Here is a 19361-nt window from a genome sequence, read left to right as displayed (position 1 = left end):
ATTAACTCAAGATTAATTCGGGAGGAAATACATTATGGAAACAAACAAAAAACAAGCTGAGAAGCAGCCTAGTCATTCAAAAACGTATAACTTTTTTCATCAAGTACTAGTGCTGGCAATCATCATGCTTTTATCAAATATTATCGAAAGTTTCATGCCTATTCCAATGCCAGCATCAGTGATAGGTCTAGTCTTATTATTTATCGCTTTATGTACAGGGATTGTTAAACTTGGGGAAGTTGAAAAAGTGGGTACGACGCTAACAAATAATATTGGTTTCTTATTTGTACCTGCAGGTATTTCAGTTATTAATTCTTTAGGCGTATTAAGCCAAAGTCCAATCTTGATTATATTGCTAATTATCATTTCTACAATCTTATTATTACTATGCACAGGATTTTTCTCACAAATGTTAATTACAAAATCATTTATACCTAAGAAAAGAAAACCTAAACAGTTAGCGGAGGAAAAATTATGATTGAACATTTAGGCATTAACACACCATATTTTGGAATTTTATTATCTATTATACCTTTTATCGTAGCAACGATATTATTCAAGAAGACGAATGGCTTCTTTTTATTTACACCATTATTTGTCAGCATGGTCTTCGGTATAGCATTTCTAAAGTTAACAGGTATAGATTATGCAAATTATAAAATCGGTGGCGACATCATCAATTTCTTTTTAGAACCTGCAACTATCTGTTTTGCGATTCCGTTATATAAAAGACGTGACGTGCTTAAGAAATATTGGAAACAGATCCTTGGTGGTATTGCTTTCGGAACGACAGCTGCTTTGGTATTTATCTATTTCATTGCAAGTGCTTTCCAATTTTCAAATGAAATCATTGCATCTATGTTACCACAAGGTGCTACCACTGCCATTGCTTTACCAGTATCAGCCGATATTGGTGGTATTAAAGAACTAACATCATTGGCAGTAATCTTAAATGGTGTCATTATTTATGCTTTAGGTTCCAAACTCATTAAATTATTTAACATTACAAACCCTATTGCTCGTGGGCTCGCACTTGGTACAAGTGGCCATTCATTAGGAGTGTCATCTGCACAAGAATTTGGTGAGACAGAAGCTTCAATGGCCTCTATTTCACTAGTAATCGTAGGTGTAATCGTAGTCGTTGTTGCACCAATTTTAGCAACAGTCTTACTATAATATCTAAAATCACAACGATAAAAAGTTAGAACATAAACAATGCTTGCTCAAGCTTAAGCGTCAATTTCTATGATAAATATAGAAGTTGACGTTTTCTTTAGTTTTATGAAACCTAAAATTTTCTCCCCCAGTTTTTTCTTATATTTAATACAGTTTAATTAAATATAAATGTTTATATCATTTTATATACGTTTTGAAATTTTTTAAAAATTAACGTTACATGTTTCCCGAAAGATTTTACTTTACATAGAATATAATTTTTAACAATTATCAGAAAATTAAAATAACATCCTTTTATATCCTTGTATTTTGATAAGAATTATAGTACTATTCATTTATTATAAACATTGGAGGTTCTATTAAATGACATTATATTTACTCGAAGCAAATAATCTTGATTTCGCAAAGTCTAAAAAAGACTTAGAAGATAAAGCAGCAAAACTCACTACTGGTGAAGTACCAACATTAATTGAAGTACAAGCAACAGAAGATTTAACACATGGCTATTTTATTGTAGAAGCGAACAGTGATACAGAAGCTAAACAATTTCTTGAAGATGCATCTATCAACATTAATTTAGTTAAAGAAGTACGTTTAGTAGGTAAAGACTTAGAAGAAGTTAAAAAAGGTGATGCACACGTTGATTATCTTGTTACGTGGAACATCCCAGAAGGTATCACAATGGATCAATATTTAGCGCGTAAAAAGAAAAATTCTGTCCACTATGAAGAAGTCCCTGAAGTTCAATTCCAACGTACTTATGTATGTGAAGATATGTCAAAATGTATCTGCTTATATGATGCACCTGATGAAGACGCCGTTCGTCGTGCAAGAAAAGCTGTAGATACGCCTATTGATGATATTGAAAAATTATAACTAAACTTTCTCTTTATATTTATAATTCCACAGGTTTAGTTAGCAAAAGTTATTTATAAGTATGTATCATACTCGTCACACCATTGCTAGCTAACAATCTTATTTAAGCTAAAAATTGGGGTAAACTTATAAATAACCTAAACACTATTCAAGGAGCGGCAATATGAAATCAAATGATACATTTTAGATTTCTGCCGCTTTTTTTTCATCAAAAAACATATTAATTAGATAGGAATAATAGAGGTGTTGCCATGATTCGCATTAATCACATCCAACATCAATTTGGAGACCATCGTGTTATCGATGATTTTAATTTAAATATTGAAAAAGGTAAAATAGTTACTTTTCTAGGTAAAAGTGGTTGTGGAAAGTCTACCATGTTAAACATTATAGGCGGATTTTTAACACCTTCGTCAGGTACTGTTAAAATTGAAGATCAATTAAAACAAAATCCATCACCTGATTGTTTAATGATTTTTCAGCATCATAATTTACTGCCGTGGAAAAACATTAATGACAACATTCGTTTAGGATTAAATCGCGAAATGAGTGATGATGAAATCAATAATTATTTAAAATATGTTGATTTAGATCATAAAGGAAAGACGTTTCCAGAGCAATTATCTGGAGGAATGAAACAACGCGTAGCACTTTGCCGTGCACAAGTCCATCAACCCAAAGTCATATTGATGGATGAACCATTAGGCGCACTGGATGCTTTTACACGTTATAAATTACAAGATCAACTTGTACAACTCCAAAAACAATCTACAGCTACGATTATATTAGTTACGCATGACATTGATGAAGCCATTTACCTTTCTGATCACATTATCTTACTCGGCGATGGCTGTAATATTATAAGCCAATATTCAATTGAACAATCACATCCGAGAAATAGAAATGATAGTTATTTATTAACTTTAAGAAATAATATTATGGAAAAATTCGCATTAAACCACCATCAAGCAGAACCTGAATATTACATATAAGGAGTTGTAACTATTGAAAAAAATAATCATCTTTCCAATAATTATGATCCTTATACTAAGTGCATGTAATAATCAATCTATACAGAAGAATAATCAACATAATCAACCGCAAAAGACTTTAAAAATTGGTTATTTGCCAATTACACATTCTGCTAACTTAATGATGACTCAAAAAGTAAAAGCACAAGCTAAACATAATGGTTATAAATTAAAATTAATTAAGTTTAATAATTGGCCAGATCTTATGGATGCATTAAATAGTGGGAGAATTGATGGCGCATCAACCTTAATAGAATTAGCTATGAAATCTAAACAAAAGGGTGCTGATATTAAAGCAGTTGCGCTAGGACACCACGAAGGTAACGTCATTATGGGACAAAAAGGTGAAACGGTAAACAATTTTAATAATGAGCATCAATATCGATTTGCCATCCCTCATCGTTATTCAACGCACTACTTATTATTGGAAGAAATGAGAAAACAATTAAATTTGAATGCTCAAACATTCAGTTATCATGAAATGGCTCCAGCAGAAATGCCAGCTGCCCTAAATGAACATAGAATTTCTGGATATTCTGTGGCCGAACCTTTTGGCGCATTAGGAGAAAAGTTAGGCAAAGGAAAAACTTTAAAACATGGTAATGAAGTGATTCCCGATGCATACTGTTGTGCTTTAGTACTTAGAACTGACTTAATAAAAGATCAAAAACATGTTGCTCAAAGTTTTATATCTGATTATAAAAAAGCTGGATATCGAATGAATGATAAATCACAAAGTGTTGATATTATGTCTAAGCACTTTAAACAAGATCGAAAAGTATTGGAACAATCTGCAGAATGGACATCATATGGCAATTTATCAATTAATGAAGATGGTTATCAAAAAATTACACAGTTGATTAACCAACATCAACTTTTCGAAACACCATCTTATAAATCATTCGTTGATCCAACACTGTATAAGGAGGCATAAGCAGCATGTCAGGTAATTTAATTAAAAAGCAAACTTTACCTATACTAACATTCATACTTTTCTTATTTATTTGGCAATGTGTCATTTGGATTGGAGATTATAAACCGATATTACTCCCAGGTCCTATCCTAGTAGCTCAGAGTATTTGGCATTTTATTATTACCGGGGAAATATTTACCCATCTGGGCATCAGTTTATTTCGATTTTTTATTGGATTTAGTATCGCAATTTTAATTGGTGTCCCAACAGGTTTTATTTTAGGTCGAAGCACCTTATTGCACACTGCAATAGAACCGTTATTTCAACTTATACGACCTATTTCACCTATAGCTTGGTCGCCATTTGTTGTTTTATGGTTTGGTATTGGCAGTTTACCAGCAATGGCTATCATCTTTATCGCTGCTTTTTTCCCGATTGTATTTAGTACGATTAAAGGCGTTAGGAATGTTGAGCCACAATACTTAAAAATTGCGTCAAATATGAATTTAAGTGGTTGGACGTTATATCGTAACATCTTATTCCCTGCTTCATTTAAACATATTATGGCTGGTATTCACATGGCAGTGGGAACAAGTTGGATTTTCTTAGTTTCAGGTGAAATGATTGGAGCCCAATCTGGACTAGGATTTTTAATCGTAGATGCGCGTAATATGTTAAATTTAGAAGATGTATTATCAGCGATCTTCTTTATTGGACTCTTTGGATTTTTGATAGATAGAATAATTAGTTATTTAGAAAAATTAATTTTAATCAGATTTGGAGAATAAAGGAGTAATTTATATGACTTTACAAAAACGTATTGAAACAGAATTAGATCCCTATGTTATTGAAATTGATGAAGGGAGTTATTACCCACGACCATTCATTCAAGGCTTATTTAGAGATGGCTATTTTTCTGAAAATGACTTAAAAAATAATCTAGAAGTCATTGAAGAAGTCTCAAAATCCTGCTTAACTACAGGTTTTTGTCTATGGTGTCAATTAGCATTTTCAACTTATTTACAACACGCAAATCAACCACATTTAAATAAAACTTTACAGCAACAGTTGTTAAATGGAGAAATTTTAGGAGCAACAGGTTTATCTAACCCTATGAAATCTTTTAACGATTTAGAATCATTCAATTTAACACATCATTATAATGACAACACATTAATTATTAATGGCAAATTACCTGCAATAAGTAATATTGCGTGTGATCATTATTTTGGAGCAATTTCTAAAGCAAATGATACAGATGAGTTAGTGATGTTTATTGTAAAAGCGAATCAAAAAGGTATAACTTTAGATGAAAAATCAAATTTCTTAGGTGTCAATGGGTCGGCTACATTTGCTATTGAAATGAAAAACGTAGAGATTCCTGAATCACAAATTATAACAAAAGAAGCAAAAAGTTTTGCTTCTGCCATTCGACCACAATTTGTAGCTTTACAAATTCCTATAGCGCTCGGTTCAATCAGAGCTTCGTTAGATTTAATTCATAAATTTTCTGACGCACAAAATGGCATCAATAAATACTTAGAATTCGATATCAATGCGTATGAAAACCAATATAAACAGCTTAAAAACGCGTTTTATCATATTATTGAAAACGATGATTTAGACGATAATTTTGCTGAACTGATCAAAATTAAAAAAGAAGCTGGTTACCTATTATTAGAAGTAAATCAAGCTTCGATGGTAAACGGTGGTTCTAGAGCATATTCTCCACGTGCGCCACAAGCTCGTAAATTGAAAGAAGGTTTCTTTTTCGCTGCACTTACACCTACATTGAGACATTTAGGAAAATTAGAAGAAGAATACCGCACTACAGTTTAGTAAACGAGTATAGATGGAAAATCAAAATCATCGAAACATAATGACGACATCAAAAATTCGACAATGATATAAAATGATCGTCTAATATAAAAATAAATGGCTAATCCCTATCATCATCAAGTGGATTAGCCATTTTGTATTTAAATTGATTTCGTCGTCTCGACTTTAAACGTTACTCAGTGATATGAGTCACCATATATTACCCTTTTACTAACCAGTCTATAGCACGTTTGATAGCATAGTCCCAATAAGCATAGTCATGCTCACCTGGCCCATCCTCAAAACAATATGAAATTTGCTTTTCATCTAGATATTTAATAAATTTTTTATTATCTTCATGTAGTGCATCTTCTGTACCACACATAATTAATAAATCTGGTATCTCTTTACCTTGTTGAATTGCCTGGTCAACTAAATAATATGGGTCTAAGTCATTACCTGTAGCATTTTTTGAAACACCTGCAATTGCTTCTCCAGAATAATCGTACCAATCATAATCCATGAACGTCTGAGCATCATATACTGCCGATAAGGGACAAGCCTTTGCAAATCGATGTCCCTCAGCTAATGCAAACTTGATTGTTCCGTAACCTCCCATGGAATGACCAGCGATAAAATTATCTTCTCTCTTTTGTGACAAAGGTAAAATTTGATGTGCATAATCAAGTACTTCTAGCACATAATCATAATACTTATGACCAAAAACCATATTACTATAACCACTGTGATCTGCATTAGGCATAATAACTGCAAGTTGATGCTCATTCGCATAGCGCTCTATATTTGTGTAACGCATATACGAAGTTTCATCACTAGACAAACCATGCAGTAATAATAGTGTTTTTAGTGGTTTAGGCTGTGTACCTTTTTTGAAATAACTTTCATCCTCTGGAAGAATTACCATAAAATGATGATGCATACCTATTGTCTTTGAATTGTAATTAATAGATAATAGTGCCAATGATTTCACGACCTTCTATTCATTAATACTTTGCGGCTTAGTTTTACCTCTTTTTTCTGCTTTATGTGCAGGATCTAAACGTTTCTCCAATAATCTTAAACCGACATCTATAATAATAGCGATTAATGCGATTGGTATCGCACCAGCTAAGATAAACGTTGTACCATCTGTAGCGTTTGTTCCTCGGATAACGATGTCACCTAATGTAGGTGCACCAATAAATGAACCAACTGCTACAACACCAATTGCAACAACCAGTGCAATTCTTAATCCACCTAATATGACTGAGAGTGATAAAGGTAACTCAATCATTCTTAATACTTGATTTCGTGTCATACCCATACCTTTACCAGCATCTTTAATATTCGCATCAACACCCATTATACCTGTATAAGTATTTTTTATAATCGGTAATAGCGCATATAAAAATACTGTTACCACGACTGTAGTAGTACCTAATCCCATGACAAGCATGAGTATCGCTAACATTGCAATAACCGGAACGGTTTGAATAATATTCGCGATAGTAATAATAACACCAGAAAACTTACTATATCTTGCAATTATGATACCAATTGGAATACCAACAATAGATGCAAAGAGTACACCGTAAACAGACATTAATAAATGTTTTAAAAATAAATCCCAAAGGTAGCCATAGTTGACTGAATAATATTCTACTAATTGTTGTAATAAATTACCTTCCATTAGTTTTGACCACCTTTCTTATCATTTTCAAAATAATTATGTTTTTTTAAGAAGTTCTCAGCAACGACTGCTGGTTCTTGTCCTTCACCATCTGCTTGATAATTAAGTTTTTGCATTTCAGATGTCGAAACTTTTTTGTCTAGTTTATTGATGATTGGTTTTAACTCTGGATGTTTATCTAACAATTCATTCGTAGCAACCGCACTTGCATCATATGGTGGGAAAAATTGTTTATCATCCTTTAAAACTTTTAAGTCATACGCTGCAATACGTCCATCTGTTGAATAACCTACAGCTACATCTAAATTATTAGAGTTTAATGCATCATATACTAAACCAATTTGCATTGGTCTGATAGTATCAAATTTAAACCCATATTCTTTTGTAAATCCAGGATAACCGTCACCTTCACGGTTTAACCAAGAACTATCTACACCGAGTTTAAGTTCAGGATGCTTTTTCAAATCAGATACAGTTTCTAAATTATATTTTTCTGCTGTTTCCTTAGTGACCATAAATGCGTATGTGTTAGCAAAACCGTAAGAGTTAAAGAAGGTTTGGTCGAATTTTTTTTGGAAACCATCTTGAGTTGCTTCCATAGCTTTTTTAGGATCTTTAATTGGATCTTCATTTAAGGCACCAGTTAAATCAGTACCATTATATCTAGCACCTGACATATTCGCGTCACCATTTACTAACGCATTGTGTTGAATGGTACTTGATCCTAAATTATTAATTAAAGTGGGTTTAATTTCACCATTTGTATCGTGTTCTATTAACAGTCTCAACATATGAGACATAATTTGTGATTCACTTGTTGCAAGTGCTGTGATTTTAATATCTTGTTCTGAACTGTTGCTACCTAATCCTGGTAAACTACATCCAGATAAGGCCGTCAGACACAACACAAGCACAATACAATATTGTTTCAATTTCTTCATAATGTCCTCCTTAAATTATCTGGATACTTTTAATCCCTTAGGTACAGCCCATCTTTCTACTAGTGACAGTAGGAAATCTACGATCAATGCTAACGCAGTCACTAATACTGCTGCACTTACAATCATTAATGGGTCATACAAGTTTAATCCATTAAATACAAAATCACCTAAACCACCTGCGCCTACATAACTGGCTAAAGTTGCCCAACTAATTACGTAAACAGAAGACAAACGAATACCTCCTAGTATAAGCGGTAAGGCTAACGGTAGTTCCACATCTTTCATTAATTGAAAACGTGTCATACCCATACTTGTGCCTGCTTCTTTAATGTTATCATCTATGTTTTGCACACCTAATACAGTATTGTTTAAGATTGGCAATAATACATAAATAAATAAAGCTACAATTGCAGGTAATTTACCCACACCAAAGATTGGAATCATGACTGCTAACACTGCTAATGTTGGTATCGTTTGTAACACACCAGCAATAGTTAGCACAATATTAGATGTTCTTTTCATTTTTGATAATAAAATACCCAATGGTACAGCGATGACGATAGCAATTAACAAAGCGATGATTGAGATATAGAAATGTTCAACGGTTTTTGATATCAGTTGACCACCATACTGCTCTACAAAATCTTTCATTACTTATCAGCTCCTACATTATCGGGCTCAACAATAGCATTTTTTTGTGCACTAACATCTTCGTCTAACTCGCCCCAAATACTATCGTAAACGATGTCAACTAAGTTTGCTCTTGTAACTAGTCCAATCAATGTCTCTTCATCACTATCTACAACTGGTACATTTCTTACATTTCGTTTTAATATCGTACGCACCGTATCTTGCAATTTACTATCTACTCTTACTCTGTATATATCACGTTGCATTGTGTCAATGAGTTCTTTATGAGCTCGTAAACCTTGGTTAATATCTTCTATATCTAAATATCCAAGTAATCTATCATTATTACCTACGACAAATAATGTATCGACACGTCGATCTCTCATAACCTTAACCGCTTCATTTAATGAACTATCTGCATGTACAGTTACTGGTCGGATCATTGCATCTTTGACGGTTCTCATATTAGGTCTATCTTGAATCAATCTATTTTGACCGATAAAGTCACGTACGAAATCGTTTGCAGGATGTCGTAAAATATTATCTGGTGTATCATATTGAACGACTTTTCCTTCAGACATAATACAAATTTTATCTGCCAATTTAATCGCTTCATCCATATCATGTGTGACAAAAATAAATGTTTTACCTAATTTTTGTTGCAGTTCTTTAACCAAATCCTGTAATGTATCTCTCGTAATTGGATCTAACGCACCGAATGGCTCATCCATTAAAATAACATCTTGTTCAGCTGCTAAAGCACGCACAACACCAATACGTTGTTGCTGTCCTCCAGACAATTGTGAAGGATATCTATCTAAGTATTCTTCTGGTAAATCTACTAATTTTATCAATTCTTTAGCTTTTTTTTCTTTCTTTTCATCAGACCATTTTAATAATTTAGGTACTAAGACTATATTCTCTTTAATGGTCATATGAGGCATTAGACCAATTTGCTGAATCACATAACCAATTTTTCTACGTAATTCAACGGCGTTCATTTTGCGCACATTTTTACCATTGATTGCAATTTCGCCTTCTGTAGCCTCTATCATTCTATTTATCATTCTTAAAGCAGTAGTCTTCCCACTCCCACTCGTACCGATAAACGCTATAAATTCACCAGATTCGATTTCCAATGATATATTATCTACAGCTTTTTTTGTGCCACCATAGACTTTAGATAAGTTTTTTATACTTAACATGTGTTAATTCCTTTCTATATTTGTATTTTCATTTAACATTTCATTTATAAATATAGGGCTAACTGTGTATGTTATACAAATCCGAAAATAAGTAAAAACATGTAGCACAACTAGCCCTACTTTATTCATGTGTTGGTCAAAAATATCAATTTTGACTAATTTTTTTCATCCTATATCTATTAAGATAACTCAACAAATGAAAATAAACAATTTATAACCTTAAGTTTTGTTAATTAAACTATTGAAATTAATTATCAATTCAATAGCTCAAAACAATGTTTCAAAAATATTATTTTCGTTTTATGCCAATCAGTCGACCTAATTCTTTTGGCGCTTCATGAATTGTTCCAACTTTAGCATAATCATCTATAGCATTTTTTATTTGTTCAGGGAAAGCTGCAGGTCTGCCTATTGTAGTGTCCATGCCCATAAGCATTACTTCATATGTTGCACAACGGTTATTTTGAGCATCTACTAAAGTCATAAAAACATGTAAACGTTTGGCATCATAATCATATAGACTTACGTTCACAGTAATAAGCTCAGCTACGCTTATTTCTTTTAAATACACTACATGATTTTCTAAAGTGAACACTGTATAATTCAATTTTTTAATTGTATTCACATCTAAGCCTAGTGATGCCAACCATGCATCTGTGGCATCACTAAATACTCGATTATATTCAGCGTCATTCATGTGCTGATTATGATCGACCCAAATATCTTTAACAGTGGTTTGATATTGAAATTGAGTCATATGAACCTCCAATTATTTAATACCCTTTTTCATTGATGCAGTGTCTTCTGGCCAATATGCTTCAGCTAATTCTTTCACTTTAACTAAGAATTCATTACGCTTTTGGTCTAATTCTGACATCGTTTGCCCTTGTGAAGCCGTTTCACAACCATTTACCACATTATCATATAAATCCTGAGTTAGTTCAGGCGCAATTAATTTTGTCCATGGTTTCTTCAGTGCTGGACCAAATTGTTTCAACATATGACGCATGCCGCCTTCTCCTCCAGCAAGATGGAATGTCATAAATGGTCCATACTGTGCATAACGTAAACCTGCTGCATGGGTAAATGCTTTATCTACTTCTTCAGTAGTTGCTATTCCTTCATTAACAATGTGTAATGATTCTCGCCATAGTGCCTCCATCAATCTATCTGCGATGTGTCCTTCAATTTCATGTCTGACATGTAGCACATCCATACCAATGCTTTCGTACACTTTTTCTGCTTCTACTGTGACAGCTTCAGTTGTTTCTTTACCAGGTACAATTTCAACTAATGGCAAAATGTATACTGGGTGAAACGGATGTGCAACAACCAAACGTTCAGGATGTTTTAAATTCTGTTGTAATTCTGAAGGCATAATGCCAGAAGTACTAGAACCAATAATGGCATCCTGACGTGCATAGGTATCGATTTCAGATAATACCTGTGCTTTTAGTTCTTCAATTTCTGGAACATTTTCTTGAATATGATCTGCATCTTTAACAGCCTCTTCTAAGCTTACCGTAAACGATAAATTCTCTAAAGACGCCCCCTCTGCTAAACCTTGTTGCTCAGCATATGGCCAGTTTTGTTTCACTTGTTTTAACATGCTTTCATAAGCACCTTCACTGGGATCTGTCGCAATTACTTCGTGACCATGCGCTAAAATACGCGTAATCCAACCACTACCTATAACGCCCGTACCTACAACTGCAAATTTCATTATTTGCCTCCTTTAGGATCTCTAAGTTGGTATTGCTCACGCGCTTCAGCCGGTGTCATTGGCTCTATATCTAATGTTTTTAGTATTTCAACTGCACGTTCAACTAGTTGTTCATTTGAAGCTTTAACACCTTTTGATAAATACAAGTTATCTTCTAAACCTACGCGGACATTTCCACCACGTTTCGCCGCTTCTTCTACAGTAGGTAGTTGCATTCTCCCAATACCAAAAGCTGACCAATGTGCATTTTCAGGAATACGTGTTTTAAAATATTCAATTGTCTCTGCATCGTTTTCAGCACCCCATGGAATACCTAGACAGAATTGGAACATGGGTTCGCCTTCAATGAGACCTTCATTAATTAATTGTTTTGCAAATGAAATATGCCCACTATCAAAGCATTCTAATTCAGGTTTTACACCTGCATCTTTTACTAATTGTGCTTGTTTTCTTAACCAATCAGCTGGGCTTAAGTAAACAGCGTCACCCATATTCACACTACCACAATCAAGTGTGCACATTTCTGGTAATAATGCGCCAATCGCTTCATGTCTTTCTTCAGGTGTTTGCATATCTGAACCTTCACCTGCTGTATATGGATCTTCTAGGTTAGGGATAAAATCTCCGCCACCACCTGAAGTAATATTAATAATAATATCTTCATCAGCTTCTCTTATTAATCTTACTGCTTCTTTAAAAAATTCAACATCATGGCTTATGCCGCCTGTTTCTGGGTCACGTGCATGAATGTGTGCAACAGTAGCCCCTGCTTTCGCACATTTAATTGCTGAATCTGCAATTTCCTGAGGTGTTACAGGAACACTTTTATTTTTTTCTACAGTATCTCCAGCACCTGTTAAAGCTGCTGTTAGCATAACTTTTTTCATATATAAACCTCCAACAGAGTTTTGATCACAGTTGATAGTGTACCAACCGGACGGTTTAGTTTCAACCCTTGCTACAGCTAAAAAAAGGGATAAGTGATGGTTTGTCATCACTTATCCCTATAGCATCAATACTTTCAACGAATCGAAAATTTTATTATTTTTTTATAATTTCAACTTTTTCATGCATCTTTTAATTCGATTTGTTTGTTTTCTGTATAAGATGTTAGTCGTTCTAAAACTTTTGCTCTCATTGTTTCATCAAGTGCGTCTAGTCCAAATATTTCCGATAACCATAAGCCGTCCACTGCTAAACGTATGATTGTTGCATCGACTTTATCAATGCCATCTTTTTCAATTTTTTCTTGCCAATCTTTATAGGTATCTTGTAGTGGTAATAATAAATTACTATTAATACCCTGTGCAGCCAGCATACCAGAAGTAATTGATGCATTTTCTGAACGGTGTTCTCTAGTAGCTTCAATAAATGCACGCAATAATTTGCCAACTTCTTGTGTCTCATTTTTAACATGTTCATTCACATTATTTCGATACAACTCATCTGCATGATCCACAAGTCCTTGTATCAATGCGAATTTATTTTTAAAATGATACAGTAAACCACCTTTACTAACACCTGCTTTTTTAGCAACTGCATCAAGTGTTAAATACTCACTACCTTGCTCATTTACGATAGCCGCTGCTGCTTCTAATAGTTGAATACGTTTAGACACTCTTGCCATATCTACACCTTCTCTTACAAAATATTACTTGATTCATCTACTATATTTATATTTGAGCAAACTATAAACGATAAATGACAAAGTTGCAAGATTAATCTAGATTTTATAAACGACGCGTTATCTATTTTTAAATAAATACGATGGTTTGGTTCAACTAAAATACGATTAAAAAATTTTGACAACCACGAACACTTTTTTGTCATTGAAGACTTAAGTCATGCTATAGCTTAATTGGTTACTTATCATTCATGCCTTTACCTTCTAGGATATGATTGATATACTTTTCAACTCTATTTTCCCTTGTTGAAGCACGTTTAGCTTGACCTATATAATACATATATTGACGTTGTCTTCCAGGCGTTAAATTATTAAATGCTTCTTTTAACTCTGACGAAGCTTCTAATTTATTTTTCAATTCCTCAGGCATATCGAATTCTTCTGTCGTTTTCATCGGTACTTTTTCACCCGACTTTTCTACTCTAATGGCTTCTTCTACATACCAAGCAATTTCGTCTTTACGTTGTTCTATTTCGTCTAAACTTTCAAATCTCAACTGGCGAGCAGCTTGAACATTTTTCGTTTGTTGAATTAAAGTATGATATGGATCTTTCATAATGGCACCTTTTTCAAATAACAATGCACAATAATGTTTAAAATCTTGAATGATGACAACATTTTTATTGTCCAAAGTATAACAAGGATGCATCCATTTATAATCTTCTGTTAATTCTGTTTGATTGATTATATTTCTTAATACTTTAAAAGCATCTTGCCATTGATCTAAGCGTTCAATAAACGCATCTACTTTATCGTTTTTAATTGATTCACTCATAAAAAACCGCCTTTTATTTTAATTTTACTATAAATATATACATTTAATCCATACTATCTTTTATATCATGTTAACGTCTTATTTTCTAAGAATATAATACTTATTTATATCTTTAATAATTCAAAATATTTCTTCAAACCATTTTTAAATGTGCTCAATTTAGATAATCCTTTATTGATCTTCTTCACACTACTCTGATACAAAACCTATATATTGTCATACTAATACAATTCAAAAATACATTTGTTTTACTTATAATTTAATATAAGTAAAATTATATAAGTATTTATATATATTACTGATACACTTCGCTTTTCTCTGTTACACTTATAAATAATCACTTTTTAGAAGTGTGAACAATCATTGTTCAGTTTTTTGTAAGCGCTTTAATATTTGGAGGGGATATTTTATGCAACAAGAGAGTGTTTGGCTAACAATTATGGGGCTAATTATTATTATTTCCATTGTTGGTTTACTAATTGCTAAACGTATTAGTCCAGTTGTAGGCATGATTTTAATACCGAGTGTAGGGGCACTCATATTAGGTTACAATATAGGCGATTTAGTAAAATTCTTTAATAGTGGTTTAGATCAAGTCATTAACGTCGTCATCATGTTTATTTTTGCAATTATTTTCTTCGGCATCATGAGTGACGCTGGCTTATTTAAACCATTGGTAAAGCGTTTGATTTTACTTACTAGAGGTAATGTTGTAGTTGTTTGTATTGTAACTGCACTTATCGGAATATTCGCGCAACTCGATGGTGCTGGAGCCACAACATTTTTATTATCAATACCAGCATTATTACCGTTGTATAAAGCACTAAATATGAATCGGTATCTACTACTTTTGTTACTCGGACTGAGTGCATCGATTATGAACATGGTGCCTTGGGGTGGTCCTATGGCTCGTACAGCTTCAGTAATTCATTTTAAGAATGTCAATGAATTATGGTATGGTGTTATACCTGTTCAGATTATCGGTTTTATTTTAGTTTTACTATTCGCTGTATTTTTAGGTTTTCGAGAAAAAGCAATTATACAACGTAAAATCAATTCGGGAGAAGTAACTAATACACAAGATGTGGATATACATAAATTGGTTGAAATATACGAACAAGATCAAGATATTAAATTTCCAATTCGTGGTGTTGCCGTTACGAAACCTTGGATTAATTGGATTAACGTGATACTTACGCTCGCTATCATCGTAGTAATGCTAGCTAATATCGCTCCGCCTGAATTTGCATTTATGATTGGTGTTGCGATTGCTTTAATTATTAACTTCCCAAATGTAGACGAACAAATGAGTAGGCTTAAGGCTCATGCGCCAAATGCACTTATGATGGCTGCCGTGATTATTGCAGCGGGTATGTTTTTAGGTGTACTTAATGAAACTGGTATGCTTGAGGCAATAGCAGTAAGCTTCATCCACATTATACCGAATGCCGTAGGGCCATACTTACACATTATTGTCGGTATTTTCGGTGTACCACTAGATTTATTAACGAGTACGGATGCTTATTATTTCGCAATCTTACCTATTGTTGAACAGACAGCCGGTCAGTTTGGTGTGTCATCTGTGTCAACAGCATATGCAATGTTAATTGGAAATATTATCGGTACGTTTGTCAGTCCATTTTCACCTGCATTATGGTTAGCAATAGGGCTTGCAGAAGCAAATATGGGAACATATATAAAGTATGCGTTCTTTTGGATATGGGGTTTTGCCATCGTCATGTTAATTATCGCTATGTTAATCGGAGTCGTTACATTTTAAGTTCTAAACTGTGTGACTTTAGTAAAAACATTTGCACAAAAATTTAAAAAACAGGGTGTCGAACTGAAATTACATTTCAATGTTCCACGCCCTGTTTTATTTATATATAATTAAATTTTGCAGTCTTATATTACCATTAACCCATGCTCAAATCATGATGCTTTATTGTATTTAGCGACATTTTTAAGGCTAATCACTAAAATAAATGCTACAAACGCAATTGCAGCTGAAAAATAAGTCGTTGCGTAGACATTTAAGTTCGATACTACTAATCCACCTACAATACCGCCGATACCGATACCTGCGTTTAAACTAGACATATTCCAGCTCATCACTTGGCTCGTATCACCCTCAACATGTTCTATAATGCCACTTTGCACAGCTGGATTCGTACTCCATTGCATGATATTCCAAATGAAAATAATCATGAGTAATAAACCTGTACCTGGTAAAAACATATTAAGAATAAGCATCATAACAATAAATACGGCTGTCGCAATAACCAACCAGCGTTTGCTCGTAAGTCTATCTGATAAAAAGCCACCCATTGATGTTCCGATTACACCTGCAATACCATTGATTAATAATGCAATAGACACAAAGGATAGTTGATGCCCACCGGAAAGGATTAACGGATTAATATAAATAAACGTCACCGAGTTGGCTACTAATAATAAAAACGTGATACCTAAATATTTTGTAACTTCAGCGGGTCTTAACACTTTGGAATAAGCGTTTGAACGATTTGAACTTGTCTCTGTGTCAGTGTTTGACGATAGATGATCACTTAGCTTCGGTACATATATATACATTAGAATACCAACGAATAAACTAATAACCACAATAAATAAAAACGTATATCTCCAACCGACTAAATCACCAATGACTGTCCCGATTGGCACACCAAAAACATTTGCCCCACTAAAGCCGGAATACACAATACCAATCATTTTCCCTCGGTGTTGTGGCGCAGTTAATAACGCAGTTAAAGCTAATATTTTAACCACAATTAATGCTGCAGCTGCAGATGATAAGATACGTCCAATCACTAAAATAGAAAAATTAGGCGCAATCGCAATAATGATATTGCCTACAACAAATGTTAACAGTGCCCACAATAAAACCATTCGTGGTGAAAAACGATTCGTTAGCTTTACTAAAATAGGTCCTGCTACTGCAAAAGTAATGGCATATAAGGTAACTAATTGTCCAATGATTGCTTCAGAAACATGTAAATCACTACTCATCAAGTTCATAATACCAGCAACCATCATTTCAACCATTCCTACAATAAATATACTTAATATAAAGGTAAATATGCGCATAACTGACATAAATATCCTCCTCTCTTTAATCTGATTTGAAAAATTCTATAACTGCTACATTATAAACCATTCGTCAATATATATGAATACTTAGCAATACATGCTATTAAATTCATTTCAAAAAACAGGAAACGCAAGAAATATCAATAACCATTTTGATACTTCTGGACGTTTCCTGCTCATCTAAATTTAAAATTTCTCATCAAATAGATTTGATTTTAGTAATTGTCATCATGTTTATTATAACAAATATACATCAAAAACTTTTAACGATTGTCTTTGGGGATATGTCGCGCAATTAATTGGTCTCGTTCATTAAAGAATTGACGATAACTCAAGTATGTTGCAATCAACGCTGACATAATTGTCGCTGTTGTATGAATAAATACTACTAAAAGTTGAAATTTAACAGCTTCCAATGGATCTACACCACCGATAATCAACCCTGTCATCATACCAGGAATCGAAACAATACCATACGTTTTCACTGAATCTATCGTTGGCACAATTGCCGTTTTGATACTTTCACGGATCGTTCCTTTGGAAGATAGTTTTGGATTAGCACCTAATGCCAATTTGGCTTCGATTTGACTCATTTCTTTAACGAATTCACGATCTAAATTTTGATACGCAAGATTAATAGCAATCAAACCATTACTTCCAAGCATGCCTGCAATTGGAATTACTTCATTAGGTTTGAATTCAATTGCGCCAGTGATCACAATACCGACTAATGGTAGCGCTACACCTATAAATATGGCAATAAAAGAAATCCAAAATACATGATGCATCACAGGTGAAGCTCTACTGATCGTGTTCCACGATGCATTAATAATGATGATCAATACAAACAAGAGCAACAACCATGTTTGGTTTACATCAAATATAAAATGAAGTAAATAACCTAAAATCACCAATTGAACAACTGCTCTTAAAGTTGCAACGAGTAAATCTTTAATTATGTGTAATTTTTCTTTATATGACACGATGATTGGAAAAAGTAGGAGTGTCGCAGTAAGTACTAAAGCAGTGGTACTCATCATAATTCCTCCTCCTTCTCAATTTGTCCATCCACAATTCTAATGCGCTTTTGGAAATGTCTCATACTTTGATCGTTACTATGTGTAATCCATAAAATTGTTGTACCTTCCTCTGCAAGCTTAAAGATTAAAGATTCAATTTTTTCACTGTTATGTACGTCTAAAGCACTTGTTGCTTCGTCTAATAATAATACTTTGGGTTTATACATTAGCTGTCTCGCAATCGTAACACGTTGCCGCTCCCCACCAGAAAGATGGTTTACGCTTGTATCAAAGTTATAATGACCTAACCCTACCGACTTCAAAAGTGCTTTAGCTCTTTTACGATTAAACTTATCATTTCTAATTTGAGCGGGGAAAGCTAAGTTATCACCAATAGTACTTTCAAACAAATCGCTTTCTTGTAATAAATAACTAATTTCCATTCTTAACTTTTCTGGACTAATATCTTCATATACTTGATTATTAAAATATAATTCCCCTTCTGTAGGACTTATCAAATTATTCATTAAGCGTAACAAAGTACTTTTGCCACTTCCTGAAGGCCCAACAATCGCAATCGTTTCTCCTGCTTCGATTTTCAAATTAATGTTATTGATAATTTGTCGGTTATCCACCTGGTATGAAACATTTCTAAGCTCTAACATTTTGAACCTCCTAGGTCATATATAGTTTATACCCTATTACGACTGTTTGATTTCCTGTCATTTTAGCATTCAATCGTTTTATTCAAAACACAACATTAAATATCACA

The 19361-nt window shown here is 33.5% G+C and carries 21 protein-coding genes; 8 read left to right on the top strand and 13 right to left on the bottom strand.

Features of this window, described 5'->3' with window-relative positions; genetic code table 11:
- Positions 1-34 precede the first annotated feature (34 nt).
- The 7 genes from lrgA to KA830_RS01420 all read left to right on the top strand — a co-directional run bounded on the left by lrgA (position 35) and on the right by KA830_RS01420 (position 5835).
- Positions 35-478, top strand: coding sequence for an antiholin-like murein hydrolase modulator LrgA (gene lrgA / locus KA830_RS01450; protein ID WP_046207562.1), 444 nt, complete (start codon positions 35-37; stop codon positions 476-478).
- On the top strand, positions 475-1176 hold the full coding sequence (lrgB, locus tag KA830_RS01445) for an antiholin-like protein LrgB (RefSeq protein ID WP_019468801.1): 702 nt from the start codon (positions 475-477) through the stop codon (positions 1174-1176). Before lrgA ends, lrgB begins: the two co-directional genes overlap by 4 nt.
- Positions 1177-1539: 363 nt before the next feature.
- The gene (locus KA830_RS01440) at positions 1540-2052 is read left to right on the top strand and encodes a DUF4242 domain-containing protein (protein ID WP_019468800.1); all 513 of its coding nucleotides are present in this window, start codon (positions 1540-1542) and stop codon (positions 2050-2052) included.
- 251 nt (positions 2053-2303) lie between these two features.
- A complete protein-coding gene (locus KA830_RS01435) occupies positions 2304-3044 on the top strand; it encodes an ABC transporter ATP-binding protein (protein WP_073344084.1) in 741 nt (246 codons plus the stop codon).
- A gap of 13 nt (positions 3045-3057) precedes the next feature.
- Positions 3058-4017 (top strand): ABC transporter substrate-binding protein, encoded by a 960-nt coding sequence (locus tag KA830_RS01430; RefSeq protein WP_046207560.1) that lies wholly within the window; start codon positions 3058-3060, stop codon positions 4015-4017.
- 5 nt (positions 4018-4022) lie between these two features.
- Positions 4023-4784: an ABC transporter permease gene (locus KA830_RS01425; protein ID WP_046207559.1), complete on the top strand. Its 762-nt coding sequence runs from the start codon at positions 4023-4025 to the stop codon at positions 4782-4784.
- 13 nt (positions 4785-4797) lie between these two features.
- Positions 4798-5835, top strand: coding sequence for an acyl-CoA dehydrogenase family protein (locus KA830_RS01420; RefSeq protein WP_210134058.1), 1038 nt, complete (start codon positions 4798-4800; stop codon positions 5833-5835).
- A gap of 199 nt (positions 5836-6034) precedes the next feature.
- Here KA830_RS01420 and KA830_RS01415 read toward each other — a convergent pair whose 3' ends face one another.
- From KA830_RS01415 to KA830_RS01370, 10 genes are all read right to left on the bottom strand, one after another.
- Positions 6035-6796 (bottom strand): alpha/beta hydrolase, encoded by a 762-nt coding sequence (locus tag KA830_RS01415; RefSeq protein WP_073344091.1) that lies wholly within the window; start codon positions 6794-6796, stop codon positions 6035-6037.
- Between the two features lie 15 nt (positions 6797-6811).
- Positions 6812-7504, bottom strand: coding sequence for an ABC transporter permease (locus KA830_RS01410; RefSeq protein WP_019470117.1), 693 nt, complete (start codon positions 7502-7504; stop codon positions 6812-6814).
- Entirely contained in the window at positions 7504-8445 is a 942-nt protein-coding gene (locus KA830_RS01405; protein ID WP_204180316.1) for an osmoprotectant ABC transporter substrate-binding protein, read from the bottom strand. The genes KA830_RS01410 and KA830_RS01405 overlap by 1 nt, the downstream gene beginning before the upstream one ends.
- A gap of 15 nt (positions 8446-8460) precedes the next feature.
- Complete coding sequence (locus KA830_RS01400) at positions 8461-9096, bottom strand: ABC transporter permease (protein ID WP_019470115.1); 636 nt, start codon at positions 9094-9096, stop codon at positions 8461-8463.
- The gene (locus KA830_RS01395; RefSeq protein ID WP_019470114.1) at positions 9096-10280 is read right to left on the bottom strand and encodes a betaine/proline/choline family ABC transporter ATP-binding protein; all 1185 of its coding nucleotides are present in this window, start codon (positions 10278-10280) and stop codon (positions 9096-9098) included. Before KA830_RS01395 ends, KA830_RS01400 begins: the two co-directional genes overlap by 1 nt.
- Before the next feature lie 289 nt (positions 10281-10569).
- Complete coding sequence (locus KA830_RS01390) at positions 10570-11037, bottom strand: thioesterase family protein (protein WP_046206815.1); 468 nt, start codon at positions 11035-11037, stop codon at positions 10570-10572.
- A gap of 12 nt (positions 11038-11049) precedes the next feature.
- Complete coding sequence (locus tag KA830_RS01385; protein WP_019470112.1) at positions 11050-12003, bottom strand: 3-hydroxyacyl-CoA dehydrogenase NAD-binding domain-containing protein; 954 nt, start codon at positions 12001-12003, stop codon at positions 11050-11052.
- Positions 12003-12890, bottom strand: coding sequence for a beta-keto acid cleavage family enzyme (locus KA830_RS01380; protein ID WP_019470111.1), 888 nt, complete (start codon positions 12888-12890; stop codon positions 12003-12005). The genes KA830_RS01385 and KA830_RS01380 overlap by 1 nt, the downstream gene beginning before the upstream one ends.
- Before the next feature lie 179 nt (positions 12891-13069).
- Entirely contained in the window at positions 13070-13630 is a 561-nt protein-coding gene (locus KA830_RS01375) for a TetR/AcrR family transcriptional regulator (RefSeq protein ID WP_046206814.1), read from the bottom strand.
- Positions 13631-13865: 235 nt separating this feature from the next.
- On the bottom strand, positions 13866-14462 hold the full coding sequence (locus KA830_RS01370) for a YdeI/OmpD-associated family protein (RefSeq protein WP_046206813.1): 597 nt from the start codon (positions 14460-14462) through the stop codon (positions 13866-13868).
- A 409-nt stretch (positions 14463-14871) separates the two neighbouring features.
- Here KA830_RS01370 and KA830_RS01365 point away from each other — a divergent pair, with 409 nt between their 5' ends.
- Positions 14872-16242, top strand: a complete 1371-nt coding sequence (locus KA830_RS01365; RefSeq protein WP_204180317.1) for a CitMHS family transporter — start codon at positions 14872-14874, stop codon at positions 16240-16242.
- A 152-nt stretch (positions 16243-16394) separates the two neighbouring features.
- Here the strand turns inward: KA830_RS01365 and KA830_RS01360 are convergent, their stop codons facing one another.
- The 3 genes from KA830_RS01360 to KA830_RS01350 all read right to left on the bottom strand — a co-directional run bounded on the left by KA830_RS01360 (position 16395) and on the right by KA830_RS01350 (position 19254).
- Positions 16395-17576: an MFS transporter gene (locus tag KA830_RS01360; protein ID WP_107525166.1), complete on the bottom strand. Its 1182-nt coding sequence runs from the start codon at positions 17574-17576 to the stop codon at positions 16395-16397.
- Positions 17577-17833: 257 nt separating this feature from the next.
- Positions 17834-18607, bottom strand: a complete 774-nt coding sequence (locus KA830_RS01355) for an ABC transporter permease (protein WP_046206977.1) — start codon at positions 18605-18607, stop codon at positions 17834-17836.
- Positions 18607-19254: an ABC transporter ATP-binding protein gene (locus KA830_RS01350; RefSeq protein ID WP_019470105.1), complete on the bottom strand. Its 648-nt coding sequence runs from the start codon at positions 19252-19254 to the stop codon at positions 18607-18609. Before KA830_RS01350 ends, KA830_RS01355 begins: the two co-directional genes overlap by 1 nt.
- Positions 19255-19361: the final 107 nt, after the last annotated feature.

Source organism: Staphylococcus sp. GDY8P119P (assembly GCF_017892075.1).
In the GTDB taxonomy this organism is placed as follows: domain Bacteria; phylum Bacillota; class Bacilli; order Staphylococcales; family Staphylococcaceae; genus Staphylococcus; species Staphylococcus ureilyticus.
This window is presented reverse-complemented; position numbering and strand designations above follow the sequence as displayed.

What these genes read in the sequence shown, in the direction of transcription:
- lrgA (WP_046207562.1), top strand. Translation starts at nt 35, where the DNA reads ATGGAAACAAACAAAAAACAAGCTGAGAAGCAGCCTAGTCATTCAAAA.
- lrgB (WP_019468801.1), top strand. Translation starts at nt 475, where the DNA reads ATGATTGAACATTTAGGCATTAACACACCATATTTTGGAATTTTATTA.
- KA830_RS01440 (WP_019468800.1), top strand. Translation starts at nt 1,540, where the DNA reads ATGACATTATATTTACTCGAAGCAAATAATCTTGATTTCGCAAAGTCT.
- KA830_RS01435 (WP_073344084.1), top strand. Translation starts at nt 2,304, where the DNA reads ATGATTCGCATTAATCACATCCAACATCAATTTGGAGACCATCGTGTT.
- KA830_RS01425 (WP_046207559.1), top strand. Translation starts at nt 4,023, where the DNA reads ATGTCAGGTAATTTAATTAAAAAGCAAACTTTACCTATACTAACATTC.
- KA830_RS01420 (WP_210134058.1), top strand. Translation starts at nt 4,798, where the DNA reads ATGACTTTACAAAAACGTATTGAAACAGAATTAGATCCCTATGTTATT.
- KA830_RS01410 (WP_019470117.1), bottom strand. Translation starts at nt 7,504, where the DNA reads ATGGAAGGTAATTTATTACAACAATTAGTAGAATATTATTCAGTCAAC.
- KA830_RS01405 (WP_204180316.1), bottom strand. Translation starts at nt 8,445, where the DNA reads ATGAAGAAATTGAAACAATATTGTATTGTGCTTGTGTTGTGTCTGACG.
- KA830_RS01400 (WP_019470115.1), bottom strand. Translation starts at nt 9,096, where the DNA reads ATGAAAGATTTTGTAGAGCAGTATGGTGGTCAACTGATATCAAAAACC.
- KA830_RS01395 (WP_019470114.1), bottom strand. Translation starts at nt 10,280, where the DNA reads ATGTTAAGTATAAAAAACTTATCTAAAGTCTATGGTGGCACAAAAAAA.
- KA830_RS01390 (WP_046206815.1), bottom strand. Translation starts at nt 11,037, where the DNA reads ATGACTCAATTTCAATATCAAACCACTGTTAAAGATATTTGGGTCGAT.
- KA830_RS01385 (WP_019470112.1), bottom strand. Translation starts at nt 12,003, where the DNA reads ATGAAATTTGCAGTTGTAGGTACGGGCGTTATAGGTAGTGGTTGGATT.
- KA830_RS01380 (WP_019470111.1), bottom strand. Translation starts at nt 12,890, where the DNA reads ATGAAAAAAGTTATGCTAACAGCAGCTTTAACAGGTGCTGGAGATACT.
- KA830_RS01375 (WP_046206814.1), bottom strand. Translation starts at nt 13,630, where the DNA reads ATGGCAAGAGTGTCTAAACGTATTCAACTATTAGAAGCAGCAGCGGCT.
- KA830_RS01370 (WP_046206813.1), bottom strand. Translation starts at nt 14,462, where the DNA reads ATGAGTGAATCAATTAAAAACGATAAAGTAGATGCGTTTATTGAACGC.
- KA830_RS01365 (WP_204180317.1), top strand. Translation starts at nt 14,872, where the DNA reads ATGCAACAAGAGAGTGTTTGGCTAACAATTATGGGGCTAATTATTATT.
- KA830_RS01360 (WP_107525166.1), bottom strand. Translation starts at nt 17,576, where the DNA reads ATGTCAGTTATGCGCATATTTACCTTTATATTAAGTATATTTATTGTA.
- KA830_RS01355 (WP_046206977.1), bottom strand. Translation starts at nt 18,607, where the DNA reads ATGAGTACCACTGCTTTAGTACTTACTGCGACACTCCTACTTTTTCCA.
- KA830_RS01350 (WP_019470105.1), bottom strand. Translation starts at nt 19,254, where the DNA reads ATGTTAGAGCTTAGAAATGTTTCATACCAGGTGGATAACCGACAAATT.